This window comes from Komagataeibacter melaceti (assembly GCF_003403295.1).
Taxonomy (GTDB): domain Bacteria; phylum Pseudomonadota; class Alphaproteobacteria; order Acetobacterales; family Acetobacteraceae; genus Komagataeibacter; species Komagataeibacter melaceti.
Genome location: NZ_QUWV01000063.1, coordinates 26,843 through 47,247 on the forward strand (window position 1 = coordinate 26,843; position 20,405 = coordinate 47,247).

Here is a 20,405-nt window from a genome sequence, read left to right on the forward strand (position 1 = left end):
CGTATGGATTGTGGCAGCCAGTTAATGATCCGACCCAGCGGAGCTCGTACCGTCCTTGGCACATAGCGGAGAAGCAGCAATGACCCCGGCAGTCAGTCCCACCGCCACATCCCCCGCGCCTGCGCCTGTCGTGGCCACGCTGCCACTTACGACCGAGGATGTACCCACCCGCTCCCAGACCACGCAGATGATCTATTCCCGCCACCGCCGCGCGCTGCGTGACTATGCCCGCAAGCTTGGCGCGACGACTGACCCGTCCTGACCTCCGGCGGGACCCCGGTTCCGTAACCTAACCCGCCGCGCGCCGCTGCAGGGCGGTCAGGGCCTGACAGGTGGGTGTCGTCAGCCGGTCGGGCAGGCTGCCGGGGGCAAACCATTGCGGGCCTTCGTGCTTGTCGGGCTCCATGAGCCGTGGCGTCCCCAGCCATGATTTTACCAGATAGACGGGGGAAACCCAGTGATGCCCGCCGATGGCATCCATTTCCTCCACCAGGCACAGCAGGTCACGGGCCTGTATGGTTATGCCCAGTTCCTCGGCAATTTCACGCTCCGTTGCATGGGCGGTCGTCTCGTACGGATCGACCTTGCCGCCGGGCAGGCCCCAGCATCCCGCCTCCAGCCCGCGCAGACGCCGCAACAGCAGAATCCGGCCATCCCGGTCCATAATGGCCGCGCCACATCCCACCCGTGGGCCAGTGGTATCCAACATCAGCATGCTCCCTGTCAGACCAGCCTGTTCCATATGACAGGGGGTGCCCGAAGGCACCCCCTGAAAGACGAAAAAATGTCGCCGGGCTTCAGCGCGCCACGGGCGGGCGGGCATTGGCCGTGGCCACACGACGACCCCACGAAATCAGGTCGGCGGTGCAGTCGTCACGGTCGATCACACATTCGATCAGCGTCGGTCCCTGCGTGTTCGCAACGGCAGCGGCAATCGCCTTTTCCATTTCCGCACCCGTGGTGGCGCGGAAGCCCTTGCCGTGCCCGTCCTCGGCATTGAACACGTTCATGAGGCCGGCGTAATCCCAGTTCTTGATGTTGTTGTACGGGCCATCATGAATCTGGACTTCAATGGTGTAGCCCCGGTTATTGACCAGGAAGATGATGACCGGCAGGTTCCGCCGCACCATCTGGGCCACTTCCTGCGCGGTAAGCTGGAAGGAACCATCACCGATCATGGCAATGATCCGGCGCTCCGGCGCCCCCACTGCGTAACCGAACGTGGCGGGAACGGACCAGCCGATATGGCCCCACTGCATTTCCAGTTCCACGCGCGCGCCATGCGGCAGCTTCATCTGCATGGCGTTGAACCATGAATCCCCCGTCTCGGCGATGACGGAGGTGTTGCCGGTCAGCAGGGCCTGGATCTGCCGGGCCATTTCCGCCCGCACCAGCGGCGCGTTGGGGGCGGCAGGCGCAGGCTGCGCCGGGGCGGTATGGACGCGGCGGTATTCGACCAGCGTGGCATCCTTTTTCGGCTGGCTTTTCAGCCGCTCGGTCAGGGCGTCGAGCACATCGCGCAGGTGGATGCCGTCAAACGTCCTGCCGCCCGCCGCAATATGGTGGCTGTCAAGCAGCGCGACATTGTCGCCCTTGGGCCACGCCGTCCAGCCCACGGTGGAGTAGTCGTTGAAGACCGGGGCAAGGCACAGCACGCCATCGGACCAGTCAAAGATCTGCTGCGCCTTGGGGCTGCTCACATCGCCCCAGTAGGTGCCGACATAGCCTGCATGATCCTCGGGGAAGAAGCTCTTGGCCGCCGCCATGGTCGCCACGGCACAGCCCAGCGCATCGGCCAGGCGCACGGCCGCTTCCTCGCACCCGGCGGCGCGCAGGCGGCTGCCCAGCAGCAGCATCGGCTTCTTGCGCGCGGCGATGAAGCCGGCCAGTTCATCCACCGCCTGGCTGAGTGTCGCGGCATCGGACGGCACATCGGCCAGAATCGCGCCAACCGGGCCGGGACGCGGGCAGGGCTGGGCGGCGATATTGCACGCGATCTCGATATAGGCGGGCTTCTTCTCACGCAGGGCGGTACGGATGGCGTGGTCGATCAGGACCGGCGCCTCTTCCGCCGATGTGATGGACACGGCAGCGCAGGTCAGACGCTTTGCGATTTCAAGCTGGTAGGAATAATCCGGCGTGCCGATGGTGTGGTGCAGGATATGCCCGCTGCCATGGTCGTTGGAATTGGGCGCGCCCGAAATCAGGATGACCGGCAGGTTCTCGGCATAGGCCCCGCCAATGGCGTTCAGCGCCGAGAGCGCGCCCACGCTGAAGGTGACAACCGCGGCCCCGGCCCCCTTGGCGCGGGCATAGCCTTCGGCGCTGAAACCACAGTTGAGTTCGTTACAGCAATAGACCTGTTCCAGGCCCTCGATTTCCAGAAGCTGGTCCAGCAGGACAAGGTTGTAGTCGCCCGCGACGGCAAAATGGTGCGCAAGCCCGATCTGCGCCAGACGTTCGCCAAGATAGTGGCCAACCGTATGTGTCATTATAGAGACTTCCTTCCCTTGTGCGGGGGCGCATCAGTGCGCGCCCCTCCTTTTCCCCATGGGGGCAATGGCTGGCCCATGACCGGGCCAGCCCGCCCAAAGCATGGCCGGGTGGTCCTAGCCTACACTTTCGGCAACCCAGTTCCGGCGCTTGGTCGCCTGGCCAATGCCGGGATTGAAACAGTTGCAGGGATCAAGCTGGCGGTAATGGGCCAGCACATCATCCGGCGCGCTGTAGAGATGCCCGAAATTATGTTCCGCCGGGTAGCGCGCGCCGCGCCGGTCCAGCAGCGGCAGCATGCGGTGTTCGAGCGCCATGCAGTCATAGCCTTTGCGGACCACGTAATCCTGATGCATCACGTGGCACAGGAAATGGCCGTAATACAGCTTGACGATGATTTCGTCCTCGATGTCCTGCGGCAGTACCTCGAACCAGTTGCGGTCATTGCGCCGCAGGGCCACGTCCAGCGCCACGATGTTCTCGGTCGTGTCGGTATGGATGTCACGATAGCGAATGGCCGCACCGGCGGCGGCAAAGCGGTGCAGGAATGCCTTTGACCCCTCATCGGGGGTACATTCAAAGAAGTCGCCCTCATGCGTCGCGAAATGGCTCTGCAGGAACTCGCGCGCTTCCTGCGCCCCGGATGCGCTGACCTTGAGCATCAGATGGTGCTCGAAGCGGTCACGGAAGTCACGCATGCGCGCGGGCAGGTGCTGGGGAAAGAAATGGCTGAGCAACTGCATGCAGCGGTCGCTGAAATGCTTTGGCAGGAAACCCAGCCGCCCCGCCAGCCGGTCAAACGCATTCTTCATCGCAAACAGGGCGGGCAGGCGCTTGGTGCCGATCAGCCGGATGATGACGAATGTGTCCTTGCCGTATTTCTCGGCGATATTGAAGGCGTCACGATGCAGGTATTCACCCGCGATCGGCAGTTCCGAAAAGGAGGACAGGATGTGCCGCCGCACGTCTTCCAGCACGTCGGTCCCGTTGGTGCCGATGTAGAAGACGACAGGATTCTTTTCCGCCTCGAACGTATCAAGCCGGACGGCGAACAGCCCCAGCTTGCCCGCGCAGCCAGCGCCTTCGTGCAGGCGGCGCAGGTCGGCGTTGTAGCGGGCCGGGGTATCGGCATCCACGTCGCGCACATGGGTGGCATAGTCATCATCATGCCCGCGCCCGGCCTGCCAGTTGATGCTGGAATCGGGGAATTCGCCCTGCTCCGCGCGCCGGAGGATTTCCTCAGGGTCGGAACCGAGTTCGATGCCGAGGTGATTGACAAGCTGCAGTTCACCCGTGGCCGAGACCTGCGCGAACAGCGCCATGTCGGTATAGGCCGGGCCACGCCGCACCAGCGCGCCACCCGAATTGTTGCTGACCCCGCCAAACACCGAAGCCCCGATGCATGACGACCCGATGACCGAATGTGGCTCCCGCCCGATCGGCTTGAGCATGTTTTCAAGCTGGTCCAGCGTGGCACCCGGCAGGCACACGACCTGCTTGCCGCCCCCGATCAGGTGGATCTTGCGCATGCGCATGCTGTGCACGATCACGATGTCACGGTCATAACTGTTGCCGTCCGGCGTGGAACCGCCGGTCAGCCCCGTATTGGCCGCCTGCATGATCACGATCACGCCCGCCTTTACGCAGGCCTGGAGCACGCGCCACTGTTCAACCAGCGATCCGGGCATGACCACCGCAAGTGCCCGCCCTTCCCCGAAGCGGAAGCCGCGCCGGTAGGGCAGCGTCGCCCCGTCTTCGGTCAGGATATGGGGGTGACCAACAATGTCGCGCAGTTGCGCAACCAGTTCCGCGCCCGCTGGTGATGACGTGCCCTGTGCCTTATTCAGCATTCTTTGCTTTCCTTAATGCCATGTCCCTGCCATGGCCGCGCCCGGGGGTGGCCATGGCAGGGAATGTATGGCTGTCAGTCTGGCATGTCCGATGCAAGGGTACTTACGCATAAAATGCCGGTGTCGCATGCCCGGACAGGCCAGCCCGCCCGTGGGAGTGTCACGGGGCGGGAGTTATGCGGCGGCTGACGTTTCGCCCAGTGTGGCCAGCGGCTTCATGAGCAGGTGGTTCTGCGAGTAGTCCACCGGCACGGAAATCACCACCGGGCCTTCACATTCCATGGCCTCGCGCAGTGCGCCCGCCACGCCATCGGCGGAATGGACCGCGATGCCACGCGCCCCGCACGAACGGGCGAACATGGCGAAGTCGATCGGCCCGAATTCCACACCGGAACCACGGCCGTACTTCTTCTTCTCCTGCATCTCGACCATGTTGTAGGCCTGATCGACCCAGACCATGTGGATGAGGTTGCACTTCAGCCGCACCGCCGTTTCCAGCTCCATGCACGACATCATGAACCCGCCATCGCCCGAGATGGAAATGACCTTCTGCCCCGGGTTGACCAGGCTTGCGGCAATGCCCCACGGCAGGCCGACACCCATGGTCTGCTGCCCATTGCTGATCAGCATCTGCCGCGCACGGAAGGAGAGCAGGTAACGCGCCAGCCAGATATGGAACGTGCCCATGTCCAGGCACATCGTGACATCAGGCGTGATGAACTGCTCAAGCTCGCGCACGATCTGCAGCGGATGCACCGCCACGTTGCTCGTGCCGCGCGCGCCGGACAGGGCGGACAGGCGGGTGGCATGGTACTGCGCCAGAATGTCCTCAAGCTGGGGTGCGCGCGGCAGCTTGCCCGCCTGTGCTGCCAGTGCCCGCACGGTGGCCGCGATGTCGCCCACCAGTTCGACCGCCGGGTCGTAATGGGTGTCGAGTTCCGCCGCCACCACATCGACATGCACGATCTTGCGCGCGTTATCGACATTCCACAGCCACGGATCATACTCGATCGGGTTGTAGCCGATGGAAATGACCAGATCGGCCTCATGCAGCAACTGGTCGCCCGGCTGGTTGCGGAACAGCCCCACCCGGCCGCCAAAGCGGTCGGACAGTTCCTGCGATACCGCGCCCGCAGCCTGATAGGTGCCGATTACCGGCACGCCGGTCGTGGCGACCAGCGCGCGCACTGCATCGGCCACATCGGGGCGGCTGGCCAGCAGGCCCAGCAGGATGACGGGGCGCTGCGCCTTGCGCACCAGCTTCAGCGCTTCGGCCACGGCCTCAGCCGGGGCAGCGCCGGGCACCGGCAGCCTGCGCCCGGCCAGCACGTGCCCTTCGGCGGGCATGGACAGGATATCCATGGGCGTGCTGACGAACGCCGCGCCGGGGCGGCCGCTTTCGGCAAAGCGCAGGGCGTTGGCCACGACCTCGGACACGGCGGCGGGGGATGTGATTTCCGCGCTGTACTTGGTCACCGGCTGGAACAGGGAGACGGTGTCCATGCTCTGGTGGGTCAGTTTCAGCCGGTCCGCAAGCTTCACCGCGCCGCCAATGGCCAGCACCGGGTCCCCTTCGGAATTGGCGGTGGCAAGCCCGGTCACGAAGTTGGACGCGCCGGGGCCGGATGTGGCGATGGCCACACCCGCCTTACCCGTCAGGCGGCCGATGCCACCGGCAATGAAAGCCGCGTTCTGCTCATGCCGGGTCACGACCGTCTCGATGGGCGAGTCGACCAGCGCATCGAACAGGCGGTCCACCTTGGCGCCCGGAATGCCGAACACGTGGGTCGTACCATGCGCGACGAGGTTGCGCACGATCATGTCCGCCCCGCACTGTGGCGGGGCCGATTGGGTCTTGTCAGTCATTGTGTCTGGTTTCCTGGGCAGTTGACCCACGGCCATGCGCGGGCGGTCATCTGGTTCAGGCGGGAGGGATGCCCTCAGCCGCCCTCGGCCACGCGAATGGCCTCATGAATGTTTTCCGGCGACAGGTTGGCGCGCGCGAACTGTTCCGTGCGGGGGAGCTGGATCTCCACATCCGAGATCACGCCCACTTCCAGCCGGCCCTTGAGCACCGCGTAATCGGTCACGTGGCCGCCACGGCGTCCGTCTTCGGTCAGGAAATGCAGGTGGTAGCCCGCCACGTTCACGCCCTGCATGTAGCCCGGCGTGCGGAAGCCCAGCATGGTGCCCGTCGATGCGCCAAGCTGCATGGTCGGCTGGCGGCTGACCACGTCCAGCATGGGGGGATAGGGACGGCACTGGCAGAACACGGTGCGCGTCTCGACACGCTCGAACAGACCGGTGAAGCGCACGGCGGCGAACAGGTTGGGGTTGTTGACGAGCTGGTCAACAATCGCCTCGAAACCTTCCTTGTCGCGCGCGGTGTCGATCATGTACTCCTTCTCCGGGTTGAAGAAGGTGACACAGGCGAACGGAGTCTTGAGGTCGCCCGGCACGCGGCCGGCCTGCCCGTCGGCACGGAACTGGTGGATCACGCTGTCATTGACGATCATCTCGCCATCGAGCGCGTTGAAGGTGCCCAGCCCGAAATTGCCGTGCATCAAAAGTTCGTCAAGCGTGGTTTCGCCATCGTACACCGCGTCCAGCAGGGCAGCCATGGTCGATGTCTGGTACAGGCGGTTCATGCGGGGGCGCACGCCCGTCGCATCCGCGGCACTGGACCGGGTGTCGATATCGTTCACCGCGTAGCATTTCAGCTTCATGGCCTCAGTCTCCTGCGATGGAAGGGCGCCCGGTTTCAGCCGTGATGCCCTGTGGTCATGTGGGATTGCGGGGGAATGGTGAGGCATGCCGCTTCGTACGTCCAATATATATTCAAGGCTATTTCCATATATAAAAAATATGGGAATGAAGGAGCATGCCAGTCCGTCCCTTGCCCTTTTCGCCATGCCTGCCATTAGTAACGCGTGAAGAAAGATCAGGATGGCAGAGTAATGAAATCATTCACCATGGCGCTTGGCGCGCTGGCCGTGGGCGGCATGATCGCCAGTGCAGGCGTGGCCCGCGCGGACGAGACCGACCCCAAGCCCCCCTATGGCCCCGGTGCCTATACCGGCGCATGGACGGCGCTGGGCCTCAAGCCCGTGACCATCACCGCCAACAAGGCCGTTGGCCCGGCGGCGCGGCTTTATCTCCGCCTGCCCGACGCGCTGAACAAGATCACCGGGCTGACCGGCCGCACGATCGAGCTGAAGGTGCAGGACGATACCTCCCTGCGTTCGGTCGATGACAACCCGCGCACGGTGTTCCGCCTCGTCTCCCCCAACAGCGCCGACCTGCAGATGCAGGGCGAAAAACCGGCCCAGAAGCTGGACCTGCCGCTCAGTCGCGCCGACTGAGCATAAAAAACCCCGCGCCGGAGGCCCGGCGCGGGGGGTTATGGGCACGGCCTTGCAGGCCGTTCAGTCCTGCATGTGAGCGTCGTGCATGCTGTTGAGCAGCGCGCGCAGCCTGCCGCGCAGTTCGTTCTCACGCGGGACGCTGATGGCCTCACGCAGGCGCAGCATCTGGCGGCGGGCGGCGTAAAGCTGGTCCAGCAGGGACAGCACCACCGGCACGCCTTCGTCATTGATGCCCATGTCATCGCGCAGTTCCACGATCAGGCGGGCGCGGGCCTCGTCAATCTCGCGGAACAGGTAGTGCCCGCGCGTGCCTTCGGGCCGCAGCCATTCACTGTCGATCCAGCCCTGCACGTCCTCCGCCGGCACATTGCCAATGCGCAGGCACAGGGTTTCGAGCGTGATCATGCCTTGGCCTCCCCCTGCTTCGCCGTCTCGCCGGGTGTCCAGTTCTTCAGGAATTCCTCAAGGGCGGGATCGACCTTGCCGATGGTGACCTGCAGCTTCACGTACAGGTTGCCCGCTTCCTGTTTGCCATGCGCCTTGACCCCACGCCCGCGCAGGCGCAGCACGCTGCCGGTGTCGGAACCCGCGGGCACGTTCATCTTGACCGATCCCGCCGGAGTGGGAATGGTGATGCTGCCGCCCAGAACCGCCGTTTTCAGGTCCACCGGCAGCGACATGCGGATGTCGTTGCCATCACGGGTATAGGTGCTGTCAGGCGCGACGGTAATGGTGATGAGTGCATCACCCGCCGGGCCACCCTGATGCCCCGGATCACCCTTGCCGCGCAGGCGCAGGACCTGCCCGTCGGTAATGCCGGGCGGAATCTTGACATCCAGCGTGGCCCCACCGGGCAGGGTGATGCGCGACGTGCCGCCATTGACCGAATCAAGGAAGCTGACCGTCAGGGCGTACTGGCGGTCGCCGCCCTTCATCGGTCCCTGCGGCCTGCGGCGGAAACCGCCGCCCTGACCGAACATGGTGCCGAAAATGTCACCCAGATCATCTTCCGAAAACTGGCCGCCGCCGTAATTGAAGCCCTGCGCCCCTTCGGCGTAATCGCGGTAGCCGCCACCGCCGCCGCCAAACCCGTACCCCTTTTCCTGGCCGCTGGCGTCGATCTCGCCACGGTCGAAGCGCGCGCGCTGCGCCTCATCGGACAGCAGGGCGTTGGCGGCGCCCACGGCCTTGAAATTCTCCTCGGCCACCTTGTCGCCGGGGTTGAGGTCGGGATGATACTTCTTTGCCAGCTTGCGGTAGGCCTTGCGTATCTCATCCTGGCTGGCCGTGCGGGCTACGCCGAGTACTTCGTATGGATCCTTGCTCACTTAAAAATCACCCCTCTGTCAGGACCATGCCAGCCTGGCCAGGCCACGGCCGTTTCCTGAACATCATCATACAGCCTTGTGGCCACTCTTACTTTTAATAATGGGAATTGCGTGGGGAAGGGTCAATGAAGCGCCGGGGAAATCTTCGGGTTACCCACCATGCATGGCTGACAGGACAAAATAACAGAACAGAGAATTGAGAATAACATTTTTTGTATTTCTCATTTCAAGAAAAATGAATTATTTCGTCTGAATAATAGAAATATAAAAAGACCCGTTCCAGATGCATGCCGTTTTCATCACCCTTGCATTACTGACTGTTACAGGGATCAGCAGCCTGATCTCACGCGTGGGCCGCATTCCGGTGCCCCTGCCGCTGATCCAGATTGGCGTGGGGGCCATGGCGGCACTCGCGGGGCTGAACATCGGCTTTGATCCGGACATGTTCCTGCTGCTGTTCATCCCGCCCCTGCTCTATGCCGATGCCTACCGCATGCCGATGCGCGAGTTCGGGGAGCTGCGCCACATCATCATCATGATGGCGCTGGGGCTGGTGGTGTTCACGACGCTGGTGTGCGGGTATTTCATCCACTGGCTGATCCCGCCCATCATGCTACCCGCCGCCTTCGCGCTGGCCGCCGTCATGTCGCCCACCGATGCGGTATCGGTCGGCAGCATGATCGAGGGCGGCCGCGCGCCCGCGCGCGTGGTGCATATCCTGCATGGGGAAGCACTGCTGAACGACGCATCAGGGCTGGTGTGCTTCAAATTCGCCGTGGCGGCGGCCATGACGGGGCTTTTTTCCTTCCAGCAGGCGCTGGGCAGCTTCATCTTCATGTCGGTCGGGGGGATCGTGATCGGCATTGTCTGCGCATGGGCCGCCTGCCGGGCGGAGCACATGCTGCTGGTGCGTGGCTACGATGACCCGCCCACGCACATCACGCTGGCCATGATGCTGCCGTTCGGCATTTACCTGACCGCCGACGCCATGCAGTGCTCGGGCATCCTTGCGGCCGTGGCGGGCGGCATGACCGTCAAGTTCACCGGCGTGATGAACGAGGCCCGGACCGAAACCCGCCTGAAGGCCACCACGGTATGGGACATGGTGAACTTCACCTTCAACGCCGTGATCTTCCTGCTGCTGGGGCTGCAGTTGCCCGATCTGGTCACCGGTGGCGCGCAGATCGCGCGGGCGGGCGGGATTCCGCCATGGTTCCTGGTTCTGGCCATTATCGGGATTCAGGTCATGATGAGCCTGATCCGTTTTGCGTGGATATGGATCTCGATCTCGACACGGCGGCTGTTCGCGCATTTCCGCCACCGCAAGACGGTCGTGCCCTCCGCCCGCACCGTGCTGCTCATGACCGTGGCGGGCACGCGCGGGGCGATCACGCTGGCCGCCGTGCTGTCGCTGCCGGTGGTCACGGCGGCCGGACCCGGCTTTCCCGGCCGTGACCTGCTGGTTACGCTGGCGGCCGGGGTCATCATCTGTTCGCTGCTGCTGGCCAGCCTCGCCATCCCGCCGCTGCTGCACGGCATGAGCGCGGACGAAAACGACCCCACCCTGCATGAACTGGACATGATGCGCATTGAACTGGCGCAGGTCGCCATCCAGACGCTGCATGCCGAACAGACGGCGCTGGCCCAGCGGGAACTGGATGCCAGCCCCGGCAGTGACGAACTGGTGGACCTGAAGCAGGAAGCCGTGGGCCGCCTCCTGCACGAATATCAGGACACCGTGCGCAGGCTGGACAATTCACGCGCTGCCGAGGCCAGCATCCGCGCCACCGCCATACGTGAAAAACGCGCCGAACTGGCGCTGCGCTTCCGGATCATCCGGCACATGCGCGAACGCCTGCACATGCGCGTGGTGCAGAAACACATCAATGACGAGACCGAATGGACCATCAACCAGGAGCTTGATTTCATCGAGCAGGAACTCCAGATCGAGGCCCGTTCCCTGCCCCGCCCCGACAGCCTGCCCGCCACAGCACCGCTTGCCAGCCCCACACCCACGGAGCGGCCAGCCTGACAGAACCCCATGGCTGCGCTATGATCGCGCCCCGTACGGCACCTCACAGCCACGCCACCATGACAATGACGGGAGATACAGCCTTCATGCCTTTCATCCGCGCCCTGCCCGCCGGGCTGTGCCTTGGCATGGGCCTTGCCATGGTGGTGTCATGCGCCCATGCGCGTTCGCACCATATCGAACTGCACCAGCGCCACCCCCATACCAATTCGCCCTACGGTTACATCCGCAACTACGAACCCGCGTACGACAAGAAGGACCCGCGCTACATCTCCGCCATACAGCGGTGCGAGACACAGTCCTCCATCGGCGCGCTGTACAATGGCAGCGGCAGCAGCACGCAGGTCGCGGCGGGCAGCAGCCACAAGAAATATTTCGCCGTCTGCATGGTCGAGGCCGGCGCGTGGAAAGCCCATTACGAAAGTAACGTGGGCGGCCGCATCGAACAGTAATCATGGACACGCCCGGCGCCTGAGCGCCGGGCGTGTTCCCGCCGGAAGGGGATCAGCGCCCCGGAGGCGCCATGAATTCCGGGCCCACCGGGTCCTTGATGCAGGTCTTCAGGATCGTATCGATCTCACGCAGGTCATCAGCGCTCAGATGCCAGCCACAGGCATCCGCCACCGCCGCGATCTGGTCCGGGCGGCGCGCGCCCCACAGCGCGATGGTCGGCCCCTGATCCAGCACCCAGCGGATGGCCAGCGCCAGAAGCGACTTGCCATGCTGCTCACGCGCGAAGTCCTGCAACTGGCGCACGGCCTCCAGATACTGGGCAAAACGCGGCGACTGGAACTTGGGGTCGGCGCTGCGCAGGTCATCAGCGCCGAATTCCGTCTGCGCCGTCATCTTGCCCGACAGCAGGCCACGGCACAGCGGCCCGTAGGCCAGAATGGTCAGGTCATGCTGGCGGGCATAGGGCAGGATGTCGCGCTCCATCTCGCGCTCGAACAGGTTGTAGGGCGGCTGCACGGCGCTAAGCGGCGCGAACGCGCGGAACGCATCCATCTGCTCCACGGTGAAGTTGCTGACACCAAGGGCAAGCACCTTGCCCTCACGCACCAGATCCTCGAGGGTGCGGGCGGTTTCCTCCATCGGCACGGCGGAATCGGGCCAGTGCACCTGGTACAGGTCGATGTAGTCGGTGCGCAGGCGGCGCAGCGAATCCTCGATTTCCTTGCGGATGCGCGCGGCCGACGTATTGCGGAACGGCTTGTGGTCATCCTTCCAGTCAAGGCCGACCTTGGTTGCGATCGCCACCCTGTCGCGCCGCCCGGCAAGGGCCTGGCCCACGATTTCCTCCGAATGGCCGAAGCCGTAAACCGGCGCGGTATCAACCAGCGTGATGCCCAGTTCAACCGCTTCATGGATGGTGGCGATGGCCTGCCTGTCATCCGGGCCGCCCCACATCCAGCCACCAATGGCCCACGTGCCAAGGGCAATGCGCGATACAGGATGTTTCAGCCCACGGATGGTGGTGGTTTCCATCACAGACGTTGCCGTCATGAAGTCTTCTCCCTGTCTTTACATTGGTCATGGCGGATATCTCCACCGCGGGCGTGACTGTGCCACAGCATGCCCGCGCATGTTACCCTCCCCCCACGCATGGAGTGGTGAGCGCCACCTTTTTGCACGGGCAGCCCTTCCGTCGGGCTGGCTGGCACCGTATGGAGGGAAGACGCTGCCCGCAACGGAGTGCCGATCTTGCGCAAGATAGCCTTTCTCGCCCCCCTGGCCTGCCTTGCGGCCTGCGCCCCCGACAGCCACACCCACCGCGCCATGACACCCGCCGCGCAATACGCCACGGGTGCCGGGCCGCTGGTGGTGAATACGCATGTGCCCGATTTTGCCACCCGTGGTTACGAACCTTTTACCCGGCAGGACGTGGTGGCCATCGCGCTGCGCGAATGGCGTCTGTTCGGCCAGCCGGTCAATGATGATGACCCGCTGCTGCGCCCCGAACCCACCACGCCCGCCGTCAAGCCCGAGCGCACGCCCGGCCTGTGGCAGCGCGTGGGGGAATACTGGTGGATCGGGCAGGACCCCGAGGAGACCGAGGCCTCATGGGATGGAAAGCATGATGCCGACGGACACATAACCGATTTCGCGCATGACGGGCTTTATGCGTGGTCGGCGGCCTTCATTTCCTATGTGATGCGGGTGGCGGGGGCGAATGACCGCTTTGCCTACTCCCCCAACCACGCGACCTACATCAACGCCGCCGCATCGGGGCAGGAAAAGGGAGTCCGGGCACGCAACCCCGCCCATTACGCCCCCAAACAGGGCGACCTGATCTGCGTGGGGCGCGGAGCCAGCAAGTCCGTGCGCTTTCGTGACCTGCCAACCCCGCAGGGCTTTCCCGCCCATTGCGGCATCGTGGTCGCCACCGGGCAGGAGGATGCGCCCTTTGGCCACCAGCTCAGCATCATCGGCGGCAACATAGATGATGCGGTTGCCCTGACCCATGTGCCGACCGGCCCCGATGGCCGCCTGACCGACCGCAGGGGCAACAGCCTTGACCCGCGCTACCCGTGGTGCGTGGTGCTACAGGTCCGCTATGATGCCGATCGCGAACCCGTAACCAGCCAGTAGGGCCGTATCAGCCCTGCTTCCAGGGCAGTTCGGAAGCCTGCCAGCCCGCCAGGCGGCCACGGCGGCCGGTGGCGTCTTCCGGCCCCTCGAATCCATCGGCCACGTTGTACACATTGTGGTAACCGGCCTCATACGCCGCATGGGCGGCCGCCATGCTGCGCGCGCCGGAACGGCAGATGAAGTAGATGCGCGCCGTCTTGCCGATCCCCGCCTTTTCCAGCGTTGCGATGAAGTCGGGATTGACCAGCCCCACCGGGGGCAGTTGCCAGCTATCACACACCAGTTCCCTGCCCACGCCGGACAGGTCGGGCACACCCACACCCTTCCATTCCATGGGCGTGCGCACGTCAACCAGATAGGTATCAGGGTCACCCTGCACGGCTTCCCATGTGGCGAGGGGTGAAATATCTTCAATCATTACCGTTTTCCTTTCAGCGGCAAAACCTGTCCTGAGGGATATGCCAAGTCACCGCCATTCCTGATAGTAAGGAATGAAATACGCACGGCATGGCCATGATGGCGCCCGCCGTGCCGCATCGTATTATCCAGACCAGTGAAGGTGCTGCCTTATGGCCAAAAGTGCAAATCCCGTCTTGCCCCTCGCCCCCGACATGCCGGCCGCCATCGGCCATACGCCGCTGATCCGCCTGCGGCAGGCATCGGAAGCGACAGGATGCGATATCTACGGCAAGGCGGAATTCATGAACCCCGGCGGTTCGGTCAAGGACCGCGCGGCGCTGGCCATCATCAACGATGCCGAGCGCCGCGGCACGCTCAGGCCCGGCGGCACGATCGTGGAAGGCACGGCGGGCAATACCGGCATCGGGCTGACGCTGGTGGCCAATGCGCGTGGCTACCGCTCGATCATTGTCATGCCGGAAACCCAGAGCCAGGAAAAGATCGACTTCCTGCGCATGATCGGTGCGGACCTGCGCCTCGTGCCCGCCAAGCCGTTCCGTGATCCGGGCAACTATGTCCATGTCTCGCGCCGCCTGGCCGAGGAGACGGGCGGCGTCTGGGCCAACCAGTTCGACAACACCGCCAACCGCGAGGGGCACCGCCACACCACCGCCCCCGAGATATGGGAACAGACCGGCGGCCGGATTGACGCCTTCACCTGCTCATGCGGCACGGGCGGCACGCTGGCCGGGATCACGCTGGGGCTGGAAGACTGCGCGCGTGAGGCCGGGGTGGCGCGCCCGCGCATCGTACTGGCCGACCCGGAGGGATCGGGCTTGTATGGCTGGGTGAAGTCGGGCGACCTGTCCGTAAGCGGCTCATCCGTTACCGAGGGAATCGGCCAGTCGCGCGTGACCGGCAACCTTGAGGGGCTGCACTTCGATGATGCCGAGCGCATCCCCGATGCCGAAGCGCTGGAGCAGATCTACAAGCTCCTCATTCACGAGGGGCTGTCGGTTGGCGGCTCGACGGGCATCAACATCGCGGCCGCCATCCGCGTGGCGCGCGCCATGGGACCGGGGCATCGTATCGTCACCATCCTGAGCGATGGCGGCGCGCGCTACCAGTCCAAGCTGTTCAACCCCACCTTCCTGCGCAGCAAGAACCTGCCGGTGCCGTCCTGGCTGGCCTGAACGGCCGCGATTGCAACGGAGTGAAACATCTGGTGCGGCAGCGGAGGTGGTGATGTAGAATAGCGGCATGACCCCCCTGCCGCACATTCTGGTCATTGATGATGACCGTGAGATCCGTGACCTGCTGGCGCGCTTTCTCGAACGTAACGAACTGCGCGTCACCACCGCGCGTGACGGGCAGGAGGCCCGCCGCCGCTGGGCGGAGGGGCATTACCAGCTCGTCATCCTCGATCTCATGCTGCCCGGTGAGAGCGGGCTGGACATCTCGCGCTGGCTGCGCACGCAGGCCAATGTGCCGATCGTGATGCTGACCGCCATGGGCGATGACACCGACCGGATCATCGGGCTGGAACTGGGGGCGGATGATTACGTCCCCAAACCCTTCAACCCGCGTGAACTGCTGGCGCGCATCCGCGCCGTGCTGCGCCGCACCTCCGACACGCCGGACCCGCGCAGCGTGCCGGTGCTCCATACGCTGCGCTTTGCCGGGTGGTCGCTCGATACCGGCCGCCGCCGCCTGCTCAACCCCGATGATGTGGAAGTCCCGCTGACCGGGGGTGAGTACGACCTGCTGCATGCCCTGCTGGAACGCGCCAACCGCGTCATGACGCGCGACATGCTGTTCGACCTGCTGCGCGGGCGGCAGGCAGGCCCGTTCGACCGGGCCATTGACGTGGCGATCAGCCGCCTGCGCCGCAAGCTGGAAGATGACGGACGCAACGCGCAGCTCATAAAGACCGTGCGTGGGGGTGGTTATGTCCTCGCCGCGGAGGTCGAGCGTACCTGACCGCGCGTATGCCCCATATTCCACAACAGTCCTTCCTGTCCCCGCCCGAGCCGGAAAAGCAGCCTGACGGCGGCCGGTGGCGGCGTTGGCGCAGGCGGCTGCTGCCACAGTCCCTTGCGGCGCGGACCACGCTGCTGCTGATCGGCGGGCTGGGGATCATCCAGATCATCGGCCTGACCATCCACGCCATGGACCGCTTCGACTTTGACCAGCGCATGATCAATGCGCAGGCCCGCAGCAAGGTCTTCACCTATTATCGCGCCATTGTGGAAACCGCCCCCTCCGACCGGGCGAGGGAACTGGCGTCGCTCCATTTGCCCGAAGGGGTCAGCATCACCCTTACCCCCGGCCCGGAGCCGGACATGGTCAACGGTCTGGTCATGCCGCCCCCGCCGCACCACATGCACCGGCCGGGCGGCTGGATGCCGCCCGATGACATGGGGCCGCCGCCCTTCGATCAGGGACATCACCACCACCCCTTCGGCCCTGATGGGCCTGGGGGACCGGGAGGGCCAGACGGACCGGGCGAAGGCGACCCCGGCATGGGCCCGCTGCCGCAGTCGCTCCGCCCCGAACAGGTCATGATCTCGCCGGGCATGGGGCGCAGGCGCACCGTCGCCTTCCTGCTGCCTGACGAGCGGCGGTGGGTCACCATCCATTACGTAACGCCCCGCCCCAGCCTGTTCCGTTCGCCCACCTTCCCCATCGCGTTCCTGATCATGACACTCACGGGCGGGCTGCTGATCCTGTGGGGGGTACGCAGGCTGATCGCGCCGGTCAGCACGCTGGCCGCCGCCGCCGAGGAACTGGGCCGCAACGTCAACGCGCCCCCCATGCCCGAGGATGGGCCGCTGGAGGTGGCGCGCGCCGCCCATGCCTTCAACACCATGGCGCACCGCATCCGCCGCTATCTCATGGACCGCACGCTCATGCTGACCGCCATCGGCCATGACCTGCGCACCCCCATCACGCGGCTGAAGCTGCGGGCCGAATTCATTGAAGACGGGGAAATGCGGACCAAGATGCTCGCTGACCTCGACGAGCTTGAGGCCATGGTGGCGGCAACGCTGGCCTTTGGTCGCGACGCGGCACAGCGCGAACCGATGGGTCAGGTCAACCTGACCGCCCTGCTCCAGACCATTGCGGATGAAGCGGCCGAGACATACCCCGAATCCGCGGACCGGATCACCTTCATTCATGCCGAGACACCCGACACCCATATCCGCACCCGGCCCGTCGCACTCAAGCGCGCGCTGAACAACCTGGTGACGAACGCCATAAAATATGGCGGTGGCGTGCGGATTACACTGAACCCGCCCCATCACGGCACCGGCGGGGATCAGGGGGAGGATGTGATCACCCTCCTGATCGAGGATGACGGCCCCGGCCTGCCAGCCGAGGATCTGGAGCGGATGTTCGACCCCTTTGTCCGCGCCGAGCAGAGCCGCAACCGTGAAACCGGGGGCACCGGGCTGGGACTGTCCATTTCGCGCAACATCATATGGGGGCTGGGCGGGGATATCCGGCTGACCAACCGGCAGCCGCACGGTCTGCGCGTGACCGTTACCCTGATCTGTTAGGGAGACAACGCCACCGGGGCCGGGAGGGATCGGCCACGGCAGGAAAAACGCAAGTGAAGGCAGGGTAGTGCAGAACAGCAGGGATGCAGGAGATGTCCGTCATCAGTTCCTGACCGAGGGGGGCCTGTTCTGTATTTTCTTCATGAAATCAGATGATCGAAGCTGTCGTTCAGATACGGGTTTTATGAAATTGGTCGATCAGGTCGGCAGTAGTGATTTCAGGCGGAGGTGGGTGTCGTCAATCTGATCCTGCCGGATCATCTCCTTCACCTTCGCGATGGAGAAGGAAGGGGCCTTTGTCTTGGCATGCGAACGTGTCTCGTTATCGTCCTCGATGAAGGCCTGTGTTTCCGGGTCGAGATAGCCATAGGCACACAGAAATTTGTTACGCACATCGGCCATGACGGCAACGACATGATAGCGCCGCCTGCCCACCCAGTATTCGGCCACCGAGTCCTGATCGACACCGGGATAGTTGAACGTCACGCCACGGGAATGGAGGTAATCAAAAATACTTCCCATGAGGACATTCATGAGTTTCTGTTTTCTTGGATTGAATTCAAACGCGTAATAAAAATAATCCCGATAGACCTTCTGCTCCTGCGGGAGAGCCTTGGGATTGATCAGGCCAAGGAGGCTCTGCATTTTCGTGGGCTTGGGTTTTACCTTAACCGGCCGGTCCCGGAAGATAATTGTCCCACGATGATTGTAAAAAATCGGAATAATAATGTGTTGTGGATCATCATTCATGAAATCACCTCCTGAGAAGTGCATTATCAGACCTCTCATACACCGGGCAATGGCCTGATAACGGGCCTCTCCATCAAGATACGTCATGGCTGGACCGGCCTTCCGGCCGTCATTTCCACCATGCCCGGACAGGGGATGGAGAGGCCGCGCGCATGCCGCCTGAGATTCGGGTACGAAATAAATAATGCCATATTCGTCATGCACGCGGAGCCATTGCGCTTCTGGCCCGTTCATATCCCGTCAGGAACCCGGACCCACGGGTTCCAATAACCTCTTGCCCCGGACTGGGGACGCTGGCATTGCCCGATAATGCTTAACCGCCTGTACGCCCGCATCATTGCGCTGGCCGCCAGCCCGCATGCCGCCATCTGGCTGGCAGTCATCTCCTTTGCCGAGGCCAGCTTCTTCCCGCTGCCGCCCGACATCATGCTGGTGCCCATGGTGCTGGCCCGGCGCGAACATGCGTTCCGGCTGGCGGCCATCTGCACAGTGGCAAGCGTGTGCGGGGCCGTGTTGGGGTGGACCATCGGCGCGTTCCTGCTGGATTATGCCGCCATACCCATCGCGCGCTTCTATCATGCCGAAAACACATTGCATGCCCTGCAGGACCGTTTCCGTGAATGGGGGGTGTGGATCGTGCTGTTCAAGGGGCTGACCCCCATCCCGTTCAAATTCGTCACCATCGCCAGCGGGGCCGCGCATTTTGCGCTTCTGCCCTTCCTGCTGGCCTGCGCGGTAACACGCGGGGCGCGGTTTTTCCTGCTTGCGGCCCTGCTGCGCCGCTTTGGCGCGCCCATACAGGGCTTTATCGAACACAGGCTGCCGCTGGTCGCGCTCATGTTCGCGGTGGCGCTGCTGGGGGGCGTGGTGGCGCTGAAATATATCTGAGCGCCATCAACAGGGCTTGCCTGCCCCGGTGGCAGTGTTCGGCCCCGGCAGGCCGTGATAGGGTCCGTGCATCGTCATTCATCCCGCCCGGGCCGGTAACGCGCGCCGTGCGGGCATCCATCCACTCGTGGGGAGCATAGTTCATGCCGCAGCAGGTTGCTGTCATTACCGGAGCGGGCGCGGGGATCGGCCGCGCCACAGCGCGCACGCTGGCGCGTGCGGGGTGCGATGTCGCCCTGATCGGCCGTAACCGCGACCGGCTGGGTGACGCGGCGGCCGAACTGCGTGAACTCAACATCCGCACCCATATCGCCTACGCCGACGTGGCTGATGCGGCGGCCGTCGAACAGGCTGCCGAGGAGATCGAGGAACAGCTCGGCCCCATTACCCTGTGGATCAACTGCGCGGGGGCAAGTGTTACCGGGCAGGTCGCGGCCCTTGACCCCGCCGAAATCCGACGCGCGACGGAAGTAACCTATCTGGGCACCGTCAACGGCACGCGCGCGGCGCTGAACCGCATGCGGCGGCGCGGGCATGGCACCATCGTCAACCTCGACCGGCTGGCAAGCCAGCGTCCGCCGCCGCTCCAGGCAGTGGAAAACGGGGCACGCGCCGCCATCCGCGCCTTTTCTGAAAGCCTGCGCCCCGAAATCCTGCATGATGGGGACCGCATCCATATCGCGCTGGTCCACCTGCCCGCCATCAACACACCGCATTTTTCATGGACGCGGAATCATACCGGCAAGCACCTCAAGCCGATGGGGCCGGTCTATGAACCCGAAATCGCGGCCGAGGCCATCTGCCGCGCAGCCTTCGGGCGAGAGCGTGACATCTGGGTCGGGCTGTCAGGCATGCGCAACTGGCTTCTGGCCACCTTCCTGCCCGGCCTGTCGGACCGCTGGCTGGCGGGCAAGGGCTATGCCAGACAGATGGAAAAAACCCCGGTTACGGGCGATGAACCCGATGACCTGTTTGAAACCGTGCCGGGTGCCTACGCCGCCCATGGCCGTTTTGACATGGTGACCCGCAAGGGCATGCCGCCGCTGCTGACCAGCCGCCACGCGCAGTTCGCCACGGTGGCGGGCGTGCTGGGGATGCTGCTGTTCGCGCTGCGCCGCAGGCGGGGCTGAAGGCCGGTTTCCCTGATGTCC

Annotated in this window: 20 protein-coding genes; 10 read left to right on the forward strand and 10 right to left on the reverse strand. The window is 64.2% G+C overall.

Annotated elements, in window-relative coordinates:
* The first annotated feature begins 79 nt into the window (after positions 1 to 79).
* Positions 80 to 262, forward strand: a complete 183-nt coding sequence (locus DY926_RS08145) for a hypothetical protein (RefSeq protein ID WP_116702906.1) — start codon at positions 80 to 82, stop codon at positions 260 to 262.
* A gap of 27 nt (positions 263 to 289) precedes the next feature.
* Here the strand turns inward: DY926_RS08145 and DY926_RS08150 are convergent, their stop codons facing one another.
* The 5 genes from DY926_RS08150 to budA all read right to left on the reverse strand — a co-directional run bounded on the left by DY926_RS08150 (position 290) and on the right by budA (position 7,069).
* Complete coding sequence (locus DY926_RS08150) at positions 290 to 709, reverse strand: NUDIX domain-containing protein (RefSeq protein WP_116702933.1); 420 nt, start codon at positions 707 to 709, stop codon at positions 290 to 292.
* 88 nt (positions 710 to 797) lie between these two features.
* The gene (locus tag DY926_RS08155) at positions 798 to 2,492 is read right to left on the reverse strand and encodes an alpha-keto acid decarboxylase family protein (protein ID WP_116702907.1); all 1,695 of its coding nucleotides are present in this window, start codon (positions 2,490 to 2,492) and stop codon (positions 798 to 800) included.
* A 117-nt stretch (positions 2,493 to 2,609) separates the two neighbouring features.
* Positions 2,610 to 4,343: a D-lactate dehydrogenase gene (gene dld / locus DY926_RS08160; RefSeq protein ID WP_116702908.1), complete on the reverse strand. Its 1,734-nt coding sequence runs from the start codon at positions 4,341 to 4,343 to the stop codon at positions 2,610 to 2,612.
* Positions 4,344 to 4,517: 174 nt separating this feature from the next.
* Positions 4,518 to 6,209, reverse strand: coding sequence for an acetolactate synthase AlsS (gene alsS, locus DY926_RS08165; RefSeq protein ID WP_116702909.1), 1,692 nt, complete (start codon positions 6,207 to 6,209; stop codon positions 4,518 to 4,520).
* 74 nt (positions 6,210 to 6,283) lie between these two features.
* Entirely contained in the window at positions 6,284 to 7,069 is a 786-nt protein-coding gene (budA, locus tag DY926_RS08170) for an acetolactate decarboxylase (protein WP_116702910.1), read from the reverse strand.
* A 231-nt stretch (positions 7,070 to 7,300) separates the two neighbouring features.
* Here budA and DY926_RS08175 point away from each other — a divergent pair, with 231 nt between their 5' ends.
* The gene (locus DY926_RS08175) at positions 7,301 to 7,705 is read left to right on the forward strand and encodes a hypothetical protein (protein WP_116702911.1); all 405 of its coding nucleotides are present in this window, start codon (positions 7,301 to 7,303) and stop codon (positions 7,703 to 7,705) included.
* A gap of 63 nt (positions 7,706 to 7,768) precedes the next feature.
* On the opposite strand, the gene DY926_RS08180 is transcribed toward DY926_RS08175, so the two are convergent.
* Positions 7,769 to 8,113, reverse strand: coding sequence for a chaperone modulator CbpM (locus DY926_RS08180; protein WP_116702912.1), 345 nt, complete (start codon positions 8,111 to 8,113; stop codon positions 7,769 to 7,771).
* Positions 8,110 to 9,036, reverse strand: coding sequence for a DnaJ C-terminal domain-containing protein (locus DY926_RS08185; protein WP_116702913.1), 927 nt, complete (start codon positions 9,034 to 9,036; stop codon positions 8,110 to 8,112). The genes DY926_RS08180 and DY926_RS08185 overlap by 4 nt, the downstream gene beginning before the upstream one ends.
* 283 nt (positions 9,037 to 9,319) lie before the next feature.
* Here DY926_RS08185 and DY926_RS08190 point away from each other — a divergent pair, with 283 nt between their 5' ends.
* Together DY926_RS08190 and DY926_RS08195 are read left to right on the forward strand one after the other, a co-directional pair.
* The gene (locus tag DY926_RS08190; RefSeq protein WP_116702914.1) at positions 9,320 to 11,068 is read left to right on the forward strand and encodes a Na+/H+ antiporter; all 1,749 of its coding nucleotides are present in this window, start codon (positions 9,320 to 9,322) and stop codon (positions 11,066 to 11,068) included.
* Between the two features lie 86 nt (positions 11,069 to 11,154).
* Entirely contained in the window at positions 11,155 to 11,520 is a 366-nt protein-coding gene (locus tag DY926_RS08195) for a hypothetical protein (RefSeq protein ID WP_116702934.1), read from the forward strand.
* Between the two features lie 52 nt (positions 11,521 to 11,572).
* Here the strand turns inward: DY926_RS08195 and DY926_RS08200 are convergent, their stop codons facing one another.
* Entirely contained in the window at positions 11,573 to 12,571 is a 999-nt protein-coding gene (locus tag DY926_RS08200; RefSeq protein WP_116702915.1) for an aldo/keto reductase, read from the reverse strand.
* Positions 12,572 to 12,769: 198 nt separating this feature from the next.
* On the opposite strand from DY926_RS08200, the gene DY926_RS08205 reads away from it, so the two are divergent.
* On the forward strand, positions 12,770 to 13,657 hold the full coding sequence (locus tag DY926_RS08205) for a DUF2272 domain-containing protein (RefSeq protein ID WP_116702916.1): 888 nt from the start codon (positions 12,770 to 12,772) through the stop codon (positions 13,655 to 13,657).
* A 7-nt stretch (positions 13,658 to 13,664) separates the two neighbouring features.
* Here DY926_RS08205 and DY926_RS08210 read toward each other — a convergent pair whose 3' ends face one another.
* Positions 13,665 to 14,075: a rhodanese-like domain-containing protein gene (locus DY926_RS08210; protein ID WP_116702917.1), complete on the reverse strand. Its 411-nt coding sequence runs from the start codon at positions 14,073 to 14,075 to the stop codon at positions 13,665 to 13,667.
* Positions 14,076 to 14,226: 151 nt separating this feature from the next.
* On the opposite strand from DY926_RS08210, the gene DY926_RS08215 reads away from it, so the two are divergent.
* From DY926_RS08215 to DY926_RS08225, 3 genes are all read left to right on the forward strand, one after another.
* Positions 14,227 to 15,249, forward strand: coding sequence for a cysteine synthase A (locus tag DY926_RS08215; protein ID WP_116702918.1), 1,023 nt, complete (start codon positions 14,227 to 14,229; stop codon positions 15,247 to 15,249).
* Between the two features lie 67 nt (positions 15,250 to 15,316).
* Positions 15,317 to 16,036, forward strand: coding sequence for a response regulator (locus DY926_RS08220; protein WP_116702919.1), 720 nt, complete (start codon positions 15,317 to 15,319; stop codon positions 16,034 to 16,036).
* Positions 16,037 to 16,044: 8 nt separating this feature from the next.
* Positions 16,045 to 17,616 (forward strand): ATP-binding protein, encoded by a 1,572-nt coding sequence (locus DY926_RS08225; protein WP_116702920.1) that lies wholly within the window; start codon positions 16,045 to 16,047, stop codon positions 17,614 to 17,616.
* A gap of 198 nt (positions 17,617 to 17,814) precedes the next feature.
* Here the strand turns inward: DY926_RS08225 and DY926_RS08230 are convergent, their stop codons facing one another.
* The gene (locus tag DY926_RS08230) at positions 17,815 to 18,600 is read right to left on the reverse strand and encodes a hypothetical protein (RefSeq protein WP_148707750.1); all 786 of its coding nucleotides are present in this window, start codon (positions 18,598 to 18,600) and stop codon (positions 17,815 to 17,817) included.
* A gap of 75 nt (positions 18,601 to 18,675) precedes the next feature.
* Between DY926_RS08230 and DY926_RS08235 the strand changes: the two genes are divergently transcribed.
* Positions 18,676 to 19,254, forward strand: coding sequence for a YqaA family protein (locus DY926_RS08235; protein WP_116702922.1), 579 nt, complete (start codon positions 18,676 to 18,678; stop codon positions 19,252 to 19,254).
* Positions 19,255 to 19,397: 143 nt separating this feature from the next.
* On the forward strand, positions 19,398 to 20,384 hold the full coding sequence (locus tag DY926_RS08240; RefSeq protein WP_116702923.1) for an SDR family oxidoreductase: 987 nt from the start codon (positions 19,398 to 19,400) through the stop codon (positions 20,382 to 20,384).
* Positions 20,385 to 20,405 lie beyond the last annotated feature (21 nt).

Bases quoted from the DNA above. Each gene is read 5' to 3' on its own strand.
- DY926_RS08195 (WP_116702934.1), top strand. From the start codon at position 11,155: ATGCCTTTCATCCGCGCCCTGCCCGCCGGGCTGTGCCTTGGCATGGGC.
- DY926_RS08200 (WP_116702915.1), bottom strand. From the start codon at position 12,571: ATGACGGCAACGTCTGTGATGGAAACCACCACCATCCGTGGGCTGAAA.
- DY926_RS08210 (WP_116702917.1), bottom strand. From the start codon at position 14,075: ATGATTGAAGATATTTCACCCCTCGCCACATGGGAAGCCGTGCAGGGT.
- alsS (WP_116702909.1), bottom strand. From the start codon at position 6,209: ATGACTGACAAGACCCAATCGGCCCCGCCACAGTGCGGGGCGGACATG.
- DY926_RS08175 (WP_116702911.1), top strand. From the start codon at position 7,301: ATGAAATCATTCACCATGGCGCTTGGCGCGCTGGCCGTGGGCGGCATG.
- DY926_RS08180 (WP_116702912.1), bottom strand. From the start codon at position 8,113: ATGATCACGCTCGAAACCCTGTGCCTGCGCATTGGCAATGTGCCGGCG.
- DY926_RS08230 (WP_148707750.1), bottom strand. From the start codon at position 18,600: ATGAACGGGCCAGAAGCGCAATGGCTCCGCGTGCATGACGAATATGGC.
- budA (WP_116702910.1), bottom strand. From the start codon at position 7,069: ATGAAGCTGAAATGCTACGCGGTGAACGATATCGACACCCGGTCCAGT.
- dld (WP_116702908.1), bottom strand. From the start codon at position 4,343: ATGCTGAATAAGGCACAGGGCACGTCATCACCAGCGGGCGCGGAACTG.
- DY926_RS08235 (WP_116702922.1), top strand. From the start codon at position 18,676: ATGCTTAACCGCCTGTACGCCCGCATCATTGCGCTGGCCGCCAGCCCG.
- DY926_RS08145 (WP_116702906.1), top strand. From the start codon at position 80: ATGACCCCGGCAGTCAGTCCCACCGCCACATCCCCCGCGCCTGCGCCT.
- DY926_RS08220 (WP_116702919.1), top strand. From the start codon at position 15,317: ATGACCCCCCTGCCGCACATTCTGGTCATTGATGATGACCGTGAGATC.
- DY926_RS08240 (WP_116702923.1), top strand. From the start codon at position 19,398: ATGCCGCAGCAGGTTGCTGTCATTACCGGAGCGGGCGCGGGGATCGGC.
- DY926_RS08190 (WP_116702914.1), top strand. From the start codon at position 9,320: ATGCATGCCGTTTTCATCACCCTTGCATTACTGACTGTTACAGGGATC.
- DY926_RS08155 (WP_116702907.1), bottom strand. From the start codon at position 2,492: ATGACACATACGGTTGGCCACTATCTTGGCGAACGTCTGGCGCAGATC.
- DY926_RS08150 (WP_116702933.1), bottom strand. From the start codon at position 709: ATGTTGGATACCACTGGCCCACGGGTGGGATGTGGCGCGGCCATTATG.
- DY926_RS08225 (WP_116702920.1), top strand. From the start codon at position 16,045: ATGCCCCATATTCCACAACAGTCCTTCCTGTCCCCGCCCGAGCCGGAA.
- DY926_RS08215 (WP_116702918.1), top strand. From the start codon at position 14,227: ATGGCCAAAAGTGCAAATCCCGTCTTGCCCCTCGCCCCCGACATGCCG.